The sequence below is a fragment of the Mesorhizobium sp. CNPSo 4670 genome, assembly GCF_057784235.1.
In genome coordinates, this window is record NZ_JBWJFQ010000016.1 from 25,745 (window position 1) to 39,503 (window position 13,759).

A 13,759-nucleotide genomic window follows, 5' to 3' on the forward strand; every position below is an offset into this window, starting at 1 on the left:
GCGCTAATCAGGAAGCGCTGGGAATTCGAGCGGCGACTTCATTCTTCCACTCGTTTTTATCAGGCGGGAACTATGAGGCGGCAAACGCGACCATTCACCGTGGAAGTCAAACAGAAGCGCCGTTATCAAAAAAACGCGCGTTCCATCTGGGGCGATTTCGACATGGCCGCGGCGAGCGCGGAAACCACAGAGGAACTCCAGAAGAACCGGCAGCCAACTCGTCAGCTTGTTGACCCTCCTGTCGTAGCCCTCAATGCTGAACCTTTGCAAAAACCACCGATGGAGAATTTCATGGCAAATCGCCTGGCAACCGAAACAGTAATTCCTACCGAAACGGCAGCCGAGGCGGAGACGTCAAAACCGGGGGCGAGAACGCCGCGGACGCGGAAGCCAAAGGCTGAGCCGAGCGCGCCTGGCCGGAAGACCGGCGCCAAGCCGATATCCGCGACCACTGAAGCACCGCCATCGGCAGGGATAGGCCGCAAGGTCCACTCTGCAAAGGAGCGCGGCCAGAAGTTTGCTCAAATCGAGACGTTGCTTGGCGGCGGCGCTACTCTCAAGAGCGCGGTGAAGCATGCCGGCATCTCGGAACAGACATATTATGTTTGGAAAAAAGCAGCGACGCCTGCAGCGGACAGTGACGAGCTGAAGGATCTCGTCGCGCTCGAGGAAGAAAACAAGCGGCTAAAGAGCCTGCTTGCGGATCGTCTGCGCAAGGAAAATGCGGAACTGAAGAAAAGGCTTGGGCTAGATTAATCAGACGAGCGTGCGGCTTTCTTTCGCTGCTGGGCTGTGAACGACTGGTTTAGGCTACTGGGTTCACCGTCCGTCGGCGGCGGTTGGAACGATTAAGATTGTCCCCGAGGCGGCCAGTTTTTGCGGCAGTAGACTGGCAAACGATCGGGTTCCTCCCGAGGATGAATGCCGCTTTTCCTTGAAGTGTCATAAGGCTGACAACGCATTCTGCAATGGTCGGCGGTGTGGATGAGGCAGCCTTGCGAGTCGGCTGTTCAGCAGGTCGGGAGTAGACGAGATGAAGGCAAAGGCCTTCGGCAGCCCTATTTTCGTGAAGCGTGCCGCTTATGTCGTGCAAGAGATTGCAAGTCTCGAGGACGCTATCGATTTTCTCGATGAGTGGCCCGAGGATCGCAGAGACCTGATCCACGAGACTGCCCTTAAAGCATGTTTTGACGCCTACGATGGGCACAAGCCCTTAAGCACCGCCCGCGCTGCCTTCTACGGCTTCGCGAAGCGGGCGACCATATTGGAAGATCCAACCTCGGCAATGCAGTGGATTGCAGCGGACAGAGTCACACGGTCGGTGTGAACAGCTAACCAGTTCTCATCGTCCTCCGGGACGCGCATGCAGGCGTAGCGTGGAATCCCCACCTGCGGACCATGCGCTGCCGGGCTATGTCTGCCAGAGGACTTGTCCCTGGCGCAGGGCGACTCCTTGGAAGCGCCCTATGCCACGGATTCACGCTCAGGCAAATCGGGCCATGATTTCGGAATGAATCGTCACTGCAGTGTATAGGGACGCTTCCAGAGGTAAGTCTCCAAACGCGAGCTGGCAAAGAAGATAGTTGGCGCCAGCCATTTCCAATTGACCAAGAAGGGCGTCCCGCACGAAAGCTGCCGTTCCCGCTACGCACAGCTCACTTTCAATCGCCGCTTCGAAGGTCAGCGGTAGGTTTGGTGGGGTGGGGATGCCATTGAGAACGTAAAGAAACTTGAAGCTCTTGAGCCATGTTTCATAAGCAGGTGCCGCGATCGAATAGGCATGCGCATCAGAACGACCAATCACGACCATGCGCAGCAATCCAAGAAACGGCACGGGATTACCTTTGTCCATAGTCTCCTTCCGGCTGGCGCGGAAGGCATCAGTTACTTTGCGGACGGAGGAGCTATGTCCTACGCATGCGAGATTTGCGCCGTTCGCGGCGGCCCAACTTGCAGATTCGGGTCGATTGGTGGCGACCCATGTCGGCGGATGCGGGCGCTGATAGGGGCTAAGCGTCAAGGGAACCTTATTGAGCTCAAAGTGACGGCCTCGATACGATAACTTCCCGCCTTTCATGGCCGCGATTAGGATTTCGCAGGCTTCCGAATAACGGCCCGGCACTGTGTCCGTGCCAATCCCAAAATAATTCAATTCGGCCGGGAGAGAGCCTCGGCCTAGACCGAGCTCCAACCTGCCACCACTCAGTTGGTCGAGCATGCAGATCTCTTCGAACGCACGAAGCGGATGGTACAAGGTGAGGAGCATGACCAGCGGGCCTATACGCAGCTGGCGGGTGCGCTGTGCGACGCTCGATAAGAAGAGATTTGGCGACGAACCTCTCCCATGTGGGGTGCAGTGGTGCTCTGCGAGATGATAACCATAAAAGCCGAGGTGATCGCACGCCTCCGCCAGCTTCAGGCGATCGGCATATTGTGGGCCGATGTCGCGACCGTCGTCATCCAAATGATCGAATATTCCGAAGGTCGGCTTCGAAAGAACGTTTTTCACTTTATTGTCTCCAGGATTTTGACGCGGAAAATCCTCGCTCCAGACCAAGGTCTAAGCATCAGGTAAGCCAAGTACCTTTAGATATAAAGGTTTCCGCGATGTAATTATGACTTACATAAGCCTAGTCGGCTTATTATACAGCCGACGGCTTTATCAAAATACTTGCGATCTCATCTAAAAATAAGTCCATATGCTGCCGTGTGCCTATGCTTACTCTTATGCAATCTTGCAGAAATTCTTCAAAAGGAACGGTGACAAGTACTTTACGCCGCTCTAACGATTGCTGCCACCATCTACCGTCTTGTCCTGTCGGCACGCGGGCCAGCAAGAAATTTGCATGGGAGGGGGTCACGGAAAAACCCAGTTGCGAGAGCGCGAAGGACACGCGCTCCCGCTCCTGCTTGATTTGCCGGTGGTTCTCTTCATAGGCGGCGCGATGCGCAAGGATGCTGATGCCAACCGCATGGCCGATCACGTTCATGTTGAATGCATTTTGGATGTTGCGCAATCTTCCAATGATTTCAGGATGACCAAATCCAAAACCGATACGAATACCGGCGGCGGCATAGCTTTTGGAAAATGTCCGTAGGAGCAGAATATTGGGATAATTGTCGATAAGGCGCAGGCCATTATCCGGTGCGAAGTCGACATAGGCCTCATCCAAAACGATCAGATGATCCGATTGCAACGCGAGGCGTTCGATCTCGGCCACCGGAACGAATGTTCCGGTTGGATTGTTCGGATTGGCTAGAAGAAAGAACTTGGCGCCTTTTGCTGGACCAGAGAGCAATTCCTCTACTGGCAGGGTATTAGATCGACCGCACTCGATTTCAATAAATTGAGCCTCCTGCAACATGGCGAGTTTGCGGTTGAACCAAAAGCCTGGCGATAGCATTGCCACGCTGTCGCCAGGGGCAAGGAAAGCCTTGTAGATAAGTCCCAAAAGTTCGGAGGATCCGTTTCCGACAATCACCTGATCCTTGGTGAGGCCATAGGTGTCGGCCGCGGCTTCCCTCAAGCTGATGTTGTCGAGTTCTGGATACAGATACTGCCGTTCAAGGGCGGCAATTCCACTTTGCATTACGACTTCCGGTAACGGAAATGGATTCTCATTCGCATTTAGCCTGACGTAGCTATCGTTCAGCGAAGGGCGACTGGACGGTAAAGGCTCTAGTTCCCTTGCCACCTGCGAAAACGACGAAAGCACGCTTTCCAGTTTTGGTTCCAACATATCCTCTCCTTTTTTTGAGGGCGAAATTATACCCTCTACTTGCTAAGGTTTATCCCCGCCGATTTCGCTGCACTTAACGTGCAGATTCCAGTATCATTTCATCTAAAGTCATTTCAAAAAATAGGGTTACACTTTCTGACTGAGGCGAATTATTGATATTCTTGCTGTAGGTAAGTTTTATCGGCCCGCGCGGCCTGTTTCAGGCAGCGCATAGAATACCCTCTCTTCTCGAGGCAATGCTTCGGTCACGCGTGCCTCGTCATTCTTGGGCCGATGTATTGGTGGGTTGCGAACCGGTTGATCTGCGCCAGACTGTTTTTCGCTCACGGCTAACGAGGCGCCACGATATCGCTAGGGAGCGCGTCAACAGCCGACCAGGACCTCCCGATCCTTGTGCTGGATTTGCCAGGGTCAACTCGTTTGAATCCCTCTGGTCGAGACCGTACCGGTGAGCAGCGCTCCAACCGAAAACGCGGCGCGTATTGATGCTCGTTGTTGGCTCAGCGCGGTGGTGCTGCTTTCAGCGCTTTGGGTTGCTCAATCCGCGAGTCCTCGCTCGGTGTCTGCGGGTCGACCTCGCTGTGCTTGCGACCGACTAGGCGGATGGACGAGTCGCAACGATGCGGCATCACTCAGTGGCGGTGAGACGGGCGGTTGATCGGCCAGGGTCTCGGCAAGATGATGCCCTGCAAAGGCAGCTTCCAACCGCGCCTCATCCAATTCGCCTTCCCAACGGGCGACCACGAGCGTTGCCACGGCGTTGCCGATGACGTTGGTGAGGGCCCGGCACTCGGACATGAACCGGTCGATACCGAGGATCAATGCCATGCCAGCCACCGGAACGGACGGCACCACAGAAAGAGTGGCGGCCAGCGTGACGAAGCCGGCGCCTGTGACCCCCGCAGCGCCCTTGGAGGAAAGCATCGCAACGAGCAGCAACAGGATCTGATCGCTGATCGAAAGATCGGTATTCGTCGCCTGGGCGATAAAGAGGGCCGCAAGCGTCATATAGATGTTGGTGCCGTCCAGGTTGAAGGAATATCCGGTCGGGATGACGAGCCCTACGACTGAACGATTGGCGCCAGCCTTCTCCATTTTCTCCATGAGAGCAGGCAGCGCGGCCTCCGAGGAGGACGTCCCAAGGACCAAGAGCAGCTCTTCCTTGATGTATCGGATAAGAGAAAGGATCGAGAAGCCGTTGTAACGGCTCACAGCGCCCAGAACTATAAACACGAAGAGAAAGGCCGTGATGTAGAACGTCCCGACCAGCATCGCGAGATTGACGACGGAGGCGATGCCGTACTTCCCGATTGTGAAGGCCATGGCACCGAACGCGCCGATCGGGGCCGCCTTCATCAGAATGCCAACGAGCGCGAAGACGGGCACGGTGAGTGCCTGGAGGAAGGAACTGATCGGCTTTCCCATCTCTCCGACCATCGCAAGGGCAATGCCAAACAGCACCGAGAAGAAAAGGACCTGCAGGATGTCGCCGTCAGCGAACGCGGCCACAATCGTGGTCGGAATGATATTCATCAGAAAGCCCGTCACGGACTGCTCATGGGCCTTCGCGGCATAGGGATTGATGGCCTGAACGTCGAGCGAGGCCGGATCGATGTTGAGGCCGGCGCCCGGTTGGACGACATTGGACACGATGAGGCCGACGATCAGTGCCAGCGTCGAGAAGGTGAGAAAATAGACCATCGCCCTGCCGGCTACCCGGCCGACCTTTTGAAGGTCGTGCATGCCGGCGATGCCGGTCGCGACGGTCAAAAAGATCACCGGTGCGATGATCATCTTGATGAGCTTGATGAATGCGTCACCAAGCGGCTTCATGTTTTCGCCGGCTTCGGGGTAGAAATGGCCGAGGGCGACGCCCATGGCGATGGCGGCAATCACCTGCACGTACAGCCGTGCATAGAAGGGCTTGCGAGGCGCGACGTTCGCGCTAGCGTTCTGTGGGTTCGACATTGATCTCTCTCCCAGACCCGGAAGTTGGCACTGCCTCTCCTCCCCGGGCTTTCTTGATCGCTGCGTTCCGGTCGAACGCTGCTGCGGTTTTTTCCGCAAGAGCCATGCCAAACCGACCGGCCGAGCGGATGGCGCGGTTTCGGTTCTTTTCGGGCGGGTCGCGCCATGTAAGTGTGTGGATTCCCGCACTTTTTGGTTTCATCTGGCGAAATCCGGCACTAGTCTGGAGCACTCGGTAGAAGACGACTGCAGCAGCGAGGGTGGCTTGCAAAAGGCCCCGTTCAACTTCCTTGGCAGATTGAGCGCCGGCCGATTTCTCTGGCTTGCGGCTTTGTTTGCACTTCTTGGTCCGGGCCTCGGGTTTTTTGTTTTTGCAGCCGGCCGGATTGCCGGCACCAAAGCTGAGGCGGACCTACGCGACCGCGCTCTTGCGGCGCGCCCACTTGCAGCCGACACTTTGAAAGGAGACGTCGAGAAACAACGACTGATTCCGCGGATCCTGGCTCGTGACGATGCGGTTCAGGAGATGCTTCGCAGTCCGAGCACCGGTGGGGAAGCTGCGCTGGATGACAAGCTGCGCGCCGTCGCGCGCGACGCCGCCTCTTCAGTCATTTACGTCATCAACAGTGAGGGAACGACTGTTGCTGCGAGCAACGCCGGCGAGCCCACCAGTTTTGTCGGCCGGGACTTGCGTTTCCGTCACTATTTCGTTGAAGCGATGGCGAGCGGCATGGCCACGCAATACGCACTTGGTACCGTCAGCAAGCGCCCCGGCCTCTTCTTGTCGAGCCGAATCGATGGACCGGAGGGACCACTCGGCGTCGTCGTGGTGAAGGTCGAGCTGGATCGTGTGGAGTCGAGCTGGCGTGAGAGCGGTTTCGTGGTCTTCACGAGCGATGAGTACGGCGTCGTCCTTTCAACCGGCGTGCCTCAATGGCGTTTTAGCGCTCTCTCCCCGCTGTCCAAGAAAGCGGCGGAAATCGCCCGCGATCATCTGCAACTGCCTGGCGCGATGTTCGAGCCCGTCCCGCTTTCGCACCGCGGCGGCACGCTGGTTACCGCAAGTACCGCGGACAAGGCGGCCGGCTTTGTCGCGGTTTCTCAGGATCTCGGCAAAGTGGTCCCTGGTTGGCGGCTGTCACTGCTCATTCCTGCCGATGCAGAGATTTCCGCGGCGATGATGACAGCCCGCACGACAACACTGCTTGCCCTCATGCTCGTGGCATTTGCTGTTTCCGTTATGGTTCGACGGCGGCAGGCGATCCGGCAACGGCAGGACGCGCTTGCGAGCATCAACGCGGAACTGGAACATCGCGTCAACTTGCGTACCGCAGAGCTCCGCCGTTCGAACGAAACGCTCGCAGCTCAGATAGCCGAGCGGGAGAATGCCGAGGCAAGAGTGCGCCGGTTACGTGATGAACTCTCTCAGGCGAACCGCCTCTCGATTCTTGGACAGATCGCAGCCGGAGTTGCCCACGAGATTAACCAGCCGGTGACAGCAATTCGCACCTATGCCGAAAATGCTACACGTCTTCTCCAAGGCGAGAGGCCGCAAGAAACCGCGGGGAATTTGAAATCGATCATTGCTATAACGGGACGCATCGGGGCGATCACCGAAACGCTGCGGTCGTTCTCTCGCCGCGCAACAGGTGCTGTGGGGCCAGTATCGGCGGAAGACGCGATCGACGGGGCGCTTTCGCTGCTTTCGGGCCGAATCCGCGAATCTAGCGTGACGATCGAACGGAAGCGGACAAATCCGTCTCCGATGGTGATGGCAAGTTGCGTTCGGCTGGAGCAAATCCTGGTCAATCTTCTGCAGAATTCGCTCGATGCCCTGAAGGGCCTGCCGGAGCCGCGGATTGAGATAGCTCTTGCCCAGAACAGAGAAACGGTCGCCCTATCGGTTCGAGACAACGGAACCGGCCTCGCCCCTGAAATTCGCAAGAGCCTCTTCATGCCATTTACCACAAGCAAGGAAAAGGGGCTGGGTCTTGGCCTGGTTATTTCAGCTGAGATCGCCCGGGAGTTCGGCGGCTCGCTGCGACTCGATGCCAGCCACAAAAAGGGGACTTCCTTCACCATCGAACTGAGGCGTGCTGAATGAGTGACGAAAAAGGGAACGTCATCTTCGTTGACGACGACGAGGATCTGCTGCCCGCTGCCGCGCAGATGCTGGAACTTGCCGGCTTTAGCCCTATCGTCCTCAACTCCGCCGAGGCCGCACTCGCCAAAATCGACGAGAACTTCAATGGTACCGTCGTCAGCGACATCCGCATGCCTAGAATGAACGGCCTTCAGCTCTTTGAGCGGCTGAAGGCAATCGATCCCAACATCCCTGTTGTCCTTATCACTGGGCACGGCGACGTCGAACTCGCCGTTGCCGCCATCAAGGACGGCGCTTACGATTTCATCGCTAAGCCATATGAGACTGACCGGCTTTTGGTGACGCTGAATCGCGCTTCCGAAAACCGGCACTTGGTCTTGGAAAACAGGCGCCTTAGAGATGCGGTCGTCCGATCCGCAGGTGATATGCCCCTTTTAGGCAACGCACCGAGTATGACATGGCTGCGCGAAACGCTCCGCCAGATCGCCGATACGGATGTGGATGTCCTTGTCGAGGGTGAAACCGGCGCGGGTAAGGAGGTGGTCGCGGACCTGCTTCACCGCTGGAGCGGACGAAGCACGAAGCCGTTCGTGGCCTTGAACTGCGGGGCGCTGCCCGAAAGTGTTATCGAAAGCGAACTTTTCGGCCACGAAGCAGGCGCGTTTACCGGCGCGCATAGGCGCAGGATCGGTCGTCTCGAATACGCGAATGGCGGCACCCTATTCCTCGACGAAATCGAGTCCATGCCGCCTGCACTCCAGATTAAACTCCTAAGGGTACTGGAGACCCGGCAGGTCACGCCACTCGGTACCAACGAAACCCGCAGCATCAATGTTCGTGTCGTGGCTGCGACGAAGGTCGATCTGGGCGACCCGAACGCTCGCGGTGACTTCAGGGAAGATCTATATTTCCGCCTAAACGTCGTCACGGTCCATATCCCGCCGCTTCGCGAGCGCCGCGAGGACATCCCGATCCTCTTTGCGCATTTCTTGGAACGCGCTTGCAAACGCTTCGGCAAGCCAGTGTGGGAGATAACCGCGGCCGTGCGTAATCATCTCATGGGTCACGACTGGCCCGGCAATGTTCGCGAACTTGCGCATTTCGCCGATCGGGTTGCGTTGGGACTTGAAGGCGCGTCGAATTCGCTTCCCGGAAAAAGAGAAGCCGAACTAAGTCTCTCTCTTTCCGAAAAGGTTAGCCTTTACGAGGCGACCGTGATCCGCAACGCATTGCGGGAATGCGATGGCGACGTGAGGAGGACAACCGAGTTTCTGCAGGTGCCCCGCAAAACCTTCTACGACAAGCTGAAACGTTATGGAATAACCCCGGGCGTGTATCGAAGCAGCAGCGATTGTTAGAAATCCCCTTGAGCGTGCTCGACGCGGAAGGGGTGCTATAGGCTTCTTGGCACCGGGAAAATGAAAGCTGCTTGCGCCCAAGAATACACTTCCCCTTTCGGGTACGTCAGTGGCGCGCCCTGCGGTATGCGGATCGGGTCGTCAAAGGGGCGCCTGATGATCGTGCCGTTTGGGATCAGTCCTTTCTGGCTCAGAGGCCTGAGAGACCTCGTGCTGCATATCTGTTCTTTCGGTCATTGCGTGCCACGGAGCTGCGTCGAAGTGCCAACGGGTACGCGCCGTTACCGCCGAGTTCACCAAGAATCGGCTGCGACATTGGCGACATCAAACCGGGCTGACAAATTCTGTCAAATTCTGTGACCCGTCCTCTATGTTCCCCATCACTTCCTGTTGGATTCGAATCATGACTAAGCGGCCCACAATTGCAGATCTCGCCCGCGAAGCAGGGGTTAGCGTAGCGACGGTCGACCGGGTATTGAACGGTCGCCGACTGGTGAAGGAAGAGACTGCACGGCGGGTCTGCGAGGCGGCCCGCGCCATCGGCTACAACGCAGCTGGACTGATGCAGCAACGCACGCAGCGAATTTTGCCAGAGTACCGGCTAGGTTTTATTCTCAGAATGCCAGCCGAACATTTCTATCAGGATTTCGCGCGCGAGATTAAAGCTGCTGTCAGCGCGGCACAGTCCTTCCGGGGCATTCCATTCGTTGAATTTGCGCCGTCGCATAGGCCTGGCGACCTGGTCGCGCTGCTCGAGGACATGGGTGCACGCTGCCACGCGATCGCGATGATGGCGCCGGATCATCCAACCGTCACGGCAGCTGTCGAAGAACTCAAATCGAACGGAACCCCGGTCTTTTCGCTGCTTTCTGATTTTGCAGCTGGCGTGCGCGAGGGCTATCTGGGCCTCAACAACCGCAAGGTTGGGCGGACAGCAGCCTGGATGTTTTCCAAGGTTGCAAAAAGGCCCGGCAAGGTGGCGGTGTTAGTCGTCAGCCATCGTTTTCACGGACCCGAATTGCGAGAAATCGGCTTTCGCTCATACTTCCGTGAGAAGGCGCCAACGTTCGAGGTGTTAGACACGCGCGTGAATCTCGACACGCGGCAAACCACCTACGACGCTACGCTCGATGTTTTAAGACGCGAACCCGAACTTGTCGGTTTGTATGTCGCCGGCGGAGGCACGGAGGGCGCCATCGCTGCGCTCCGGGAAGAGGGCGAAGGTCGGAATCTCCTTGCGATCGTCAATGAGATCACGCCGGAGTCGCGGGCAGCCCTCGCGGACGACGTCATTACCATGGCGGTTGCCACACCCTTGCGCCAACTTTGCCAGGAGTTGGTAACGCTGATGGCCAAGGCAATCGAGACAGGCACCGCAGGGGCGCCATGGCAGACATTCTTGCCGTTCGAGATCTATCTGCCGGAAAACATTTGAGGCGAGATTCGCTTTCTCCGAGCGGTTCGGTCGCGCATGGGTGGAGGCGGAACTGAAGGACGTCGGTGATCAAGCTCGGATGCGCGGGTTGGCTACCGCATTCCCGATTGTGCGTCCGGGGCTGGTCCTATCTTACTGCGGGCGTCGGCGGTTCGCCGAACACAAAGCGTCTAGTCTAACGGGCATTCCCCTGCCGTGGTCCCGCCTCCGCCCATGCGCGACATGTGCGCCGTCGCGGCGAGCGATTAGGTGACGCGCCTCCCTTGCGACTGCCCAGACGAACTCTTCGATCACACGCTCCAGCCGGTCGCCCCGTTCTTTCGAGACGCGCACCGCCTCGACGATCTCCTGGAGTGCGATCTGATGCGCGGGATGATCGAACCGCTGTTCCTGAAGCCAGCGTAGATAGCGCATCGTTCAGCGCTTCCTTCGCGAATAGCTATGGCCGTGCTTGTGCACGAATGCGCTCGCCTGCCGGCGATGGACCCGCAGCGCCTCGACCGCGGCCTCCCGCGAGCGAACAAGATCCCGTATGGACTCATGTCCTTCATCGGGAGCCCGCACCGCGGTCAGCTCGCCGGCGCGCAGTAGCCGGGCAAGGGAAATGGCGTCTCGGCGGCTCGTCTTCACCCGATCGCTGGGCTTCCTCGGGATCAATGACGCTGCAACCACGGCGCACTCATGCCCGAGCGACCGGATCAGGCGATAAAGGCCGTACCCAGTCGGACCAGCCTCGAAGCGGTATGCACGTAATCAAAGCGGCTGGCGATCCGGCCTATGACCCGCCGCATGCTGGTCGCCGACGCGTCGACCTCACCGAAGAACCGAACCTCTCCTTCCGGCCTGGCTCCGCAATCGCAATAGCGTTCTTCAGCTCCGCAACATCGATTCCGACAAATTCTCTATACTCCGCCACGGCTCATCCACCTGTGGTGAGAATCGGCTCGGCCCGCCCGAGCACCCCTGGGACGAGCAGTGTAGGGCGAGCCACCTCATCAGCAGAAGCGGACAGACAGTCTTACGATAAATCCCCGCTTTGTGCGTCCATGAGACCGGCGGCTAGCCGGATGGTGCGCCTTCGGAGCTTGACGAAGAAGATGATTGAATTATACAGCGACGCAAGCAGTTAGGAGAATGCCATGCCTGCTTTCGGCCAGCGCCTTCACTACTGTTTGGTCTGGCTCGCTTGATGAAACGGGCCATTCCCTGGGCATTGCCAAATTGAGCCTGCCCTCGCGGATACCGTTCACGATCGCGGTGGCGGGCTGCCCGATTCTGGTCCTTGGAAACCGTTAAACGGCCGCCGCGCGATTTGTCACCGCAATCCTCAGACTGGCAACCTCGAGCACAACGATGTTCTTTTTGTTCGACGGACGCTTGCTGATGAGATCGCACCAATGTCACAGGAGGATATCGAACAACGTCGATGGTTAGGTTGTCGCAGAGCCAATTGAAGAGCAGTCTGTCTCTCGTCGTGGTTCCATGATTAGGCCAGACCTACCGTCGAGGGAGCGAAGGAGAAGGCTCCACAGTTCGACTGCAGCCAGATACTAGGCTGGAGGAATGTTTCCTTCGGCCGCTCGGAGCGTTTTTCACGATGCAGTCCAATAACGACGGCAAGATTGTTCCGGTCATCATGGCGGGTGGGGCAGGCACGCGCCTGTGGCCGATCTCGCGCGAGAAGATGCCGAAGCAGTTCGTCGCCCTGATGCAAGACGGACTGTCAACCTTTCAGGCAACCGTGAAGCGGGTTTCGGGAACGGAATTCGCGCGGCCGATCGTCATCACCGGCAATGACTTCCGCTTCATCGTCGCCGAACAGATGCAGGCGATAGGCATTGAAGGGCAGATAGTGCTCGAACCGGAACGGCGCGATTCCGCCGCTGCTGTGGCAGTTGGCGCATTGCTGACCGAAAGCATCGGTGAGGACGCGGTCTGCCTCATCCTGGCATCAGACCATGTGATTTCAGACGAAGCCAGTTTTACGGCCGACTGCACACTGGCAGCCCGCGCCGCTTTGAGCGGCCGCATCATGACGCTCGGCATCGCACCAACCGCGCCGGCAACCGCCTATGGTTATATCGCCGTTGGTGAGCGGCTGAAGGAAGAAAACGCCTTTGCGGTCGACCGTTTCGTGGAGAAACCTAACGCCGAGACCGCTGCCAAATACGTTTCCGAAGGCATGCTCTGGAACAGCGGCAACTTCCTCTTTGCACCGGCAGTGATGCTGCAAGAACTCGAGGCGAACACGCCGGAAATCCTGGCTGCCGCCAGAGAGGCCGTGGAGAAGGCGGTGGTTGATCTCGACTTCCTGCGCCTCGACCCGGAAGCGTTCCGCAAGGCACCGACGAACTCCATCGACTATGCCGTGATCGAGCGCACGCGCAACGTAGGCGTGGTGCGCGCTGCGTTCGGATGGTCGGAGGTCGGCGCCTGGGATGCGCTCTACGATATCGCGACGCGCGATGAAAATGATAATCTGCTGGAAGGTCCGGTTGTTGCCATGGACACAACCGGCAGCCTGGTGCGCTCCGAAGGCGCGCTGACCACTGTCATTGGTCTGGACAACGTCGTCGTTGTGACCACCTCCGACGCCGTGCTCGTTGTGTCGAGGAACAAGGCGGCCATGGTCAAGGATCTCGTCGCCGGCCTAGTCAGGCTGGGACATGCGGCCGCGACAGAACACCTGCGCATCCATCGCCCCTGGGGCTGGTATCAGCGCATTGACATCGGCGCTCGCTTCCAAGTCAAACATATCTGCGTGAAGCCGGGCGGTACGCTGTCGCTGCAGCGGCACCATCACCGCGCAGAGCACTGGGTGGTGGTGCACGGCACGGCCGAAGTTTCCATCGACGGTGTTGTCAAGCTATATCACGAGAACGAAGCGGCCTACCTGCCGATCGGTTGTGTGCACCGCATGCGCAATCCGGGGAAGATCGATCTGAAGATCATCGAGGTGCAGGTCGGATCTTACACCGGCGAGGACGACATCGTGCGCATCGAAGACATCTACGCGCGGGTCTGATGTCCAGCCTTAAATTCGGCACCAGTGGCCTGCGCGGCTTCGTCACCGGGCTCGCCGGTCAACCCGCGCGCGACTGGACAAAGGCGTTTCTCGCCTATGTAGACGACGCCGGGCTGGCAGGCCCTAGGG

Annotated in this window: 9 protein-coding genes and 1 pseudogene; 6 read left to right on the plus strand and 4 right to left on the minus strand. The window is 58.2% G+C overall.

Features of this window, described 5'->3' with window-relative positions; translation table 11 throughout:
- Positions 1-99 precede the first annotated feature (99 nt).
- Positions 100-756 carry a transposase gene (locus tag AC0ZT5_RS23925; protein WP_488498441.1) on the plus strand — a complete coding sequence of 219 codons (657 nt, stop codon included), beginning with the start codon at positions 100-102 and terminating at the stop codon, positions 754-756.
- A gap of 277 nt (positions 757-1,033) precedes the next feature.
- A complete protein-coding gene (locus AC0ZT5_RS23930; protein WP_488498442.1) occupies positions 1,034-1,327 on the plus strand; it encodes a DUF982 domain-containing protein in 294 nt (97 codons plus the stop codon).
- Positions 1,328-1,483: 156 nt separating this feature from the next.
- Here AC0ZT5_RS23930 and AC0ZT5_RS23935 read toward each other — a convergent pair whose 3' ends face one another.
- The 3 genes from AC0ZT5_RS23935 to AC0ZT5_RS23945 form a co-directional block, all read right to left on the minus strand.
- Entirely contained in the window at positions 1,484-2,509 is a 1,026-nt protein-coding gene (locus AC0ZT5_RS23935) for an LLM class flavin-dependent oxidoreductase (protein ID WP_488498443.1), read from the minus strand.
- 133 nt (positions 2,510-2,642) lie between these two features.
- Positions 2,643-3,740, minus strand: coding sequence for a pyridoxal phosphate-dependent aminotransferase (locus tag AC0ZT5_RS23940; protein WP_488498444.1), 1,098 nt, complete (start codon positions 3,738-3,740; stop codon positions 2,643-2,645).
- 537 nt (positions 3,741-4,277) lie between these two features.
- Positions 4,278-5,708: a dicarboxylate/amino acid:cation symporter gene (locus AC0ZT5_RS23945; protein WP_488498445.1), complete on the minus strand. Its 1,431-nt coding sequence runs from the start codon at positions 5,706-5,708 to the stop codon at positions 4,278-4,280.
- A gap of 265 nt (positions 5,709-5,973) precedes the next feature.
- Here AC0ZT5_RS23945 and AC0ZT5_RS23950 point away from each other — a divergent pair, with 265 nt between their 5' ends.
- The 3 genes from AC0ZT5_RS23950 to AC0ZT5_RS23960 all read left to right on the plus strand — a co-directional run bounded on the left by AC0ZT5_RS23950 (position 5,974) and on the right by AC0ZT5_RS23960 (position 10,605).
- On the plus strand, positions 5,974-7,812 hold the full coding sequence (locus AC0ZT5_RS23950) for an ATP-binding protein (RefSeq protein WP_488498446.1): 1,839 nt from the start codon (positions 5,974-5,976) through the stop codon (positions 7,810-7,812).
- Positions 7,809-9,170 carry a sigma-54-dependent transcriptional regulator gene (locus AC0ZT5_RS23955; RefSeq protein ID WP_488498447.1) on the plus strand — a complete coding sequence of 454 codons (1,362 nt, stop codon included), beginning with the start codon at positions 7,809-7,811 and terminating at the stop codon, positions 9,168-9,170. The genes AC0ZT5_RS23950 and AC0ZT5_RS23955 overlap by 4 nt, the downstream gene beginning before the upstream one ends.
- 403 nt (positions 9,171-9,573) lie before the next feature.
- On the plus strand, positions 9,574-10,605 hold the full coding sequence (locus AC0ZT5_RS23960; protein WP_488481360.1) for a LacI family DNA-binding transcriptional regulator: 1,032 nt from the start codon (positions 9,574-9,576) through the stop codon (positions 10,603-10,605).
- A gap of 246 nt (positions 10,606-10,851) precedes the next feature.
- Here AC0ZT5_RS23960 and AC0ZT5_RS23965 read toward each other — a convergent pair.
- A pseudogene (locus tag AC0ZT5_RS23965) lies at positions 10,852-11,521 on the minus strand (IS110 family transposase); the annotation flags it as partial.
- 681 nt (positions 11,522-12,202) lie between these two features.
- Between AC0ZT5_RS23965 and AC0ZT5_RS23970 the strand changes: the two are divergent.
- Positions 12,203-13,630 carry a mannose-1-phosphate guanylyltransferase/mannose-6-phosphate isomerase gene (locus tag AC0ZT5_RS23970; protein WP_488498448.1) on the plus strand — a complete coding sequence of 476 codons (1,428 nt, stop codon included), beginning with the start codon at positions 12,203-12,205 and terminating at the stop codon, positions 13,628-13,630.
- The last annotated feature ends 129 nt before the right edge of the window (positions 13,631-13,759 follow it).

Bases quoted from the DNA above. Each gene is read 5' to 3' on its own strand.
- AC0ZT5_RS23930 (WP_488498442.1), top strand. From the start codon at position 1,034: ATGAAGGCAAAGGCCTTCGGCAGCCCTATTTTCGTGAAGCGTGCCGCT.
- AC0ZT5_RS23940 (WP_488498444.1), bottom strand. From the start codon at position 3,740: ATGTTGGAACCAAAACTGGAAAGCGTGCTTTCGTCGTTTTCGCAGGTG.
- AC0ZT5_RS23945 (WP_488498445.1), bottom strand. From the start codon at position 5,708: ATGTCGAACCCACAGAACGCTAGCGCGAACGTCGCGCCTCGCAAGCCC.
- AC0ZT5_RS23955 (WP_488498447.1), top strand. From the start codon at position 7,809: ATGAGTGACGAAAAAGGGAACGTCATCTTCGTTGACGACGACGAGGAT.
- AC0ZT5_RS23960 (WP_488481360.1), top strand. From the start codon at position 9,574: ATGACTAAGCGGCCCACAATTGCAGATCTCGCCCGCGAAGCAGGGGTT.
- AC0ZT5_RS23970 (WP_488498448.1), top strand. From the start codon at position 12,203: ATGCAGTCCAATAACGACGGCAAGATTGTTCCGGTCATCATGGCGGGT.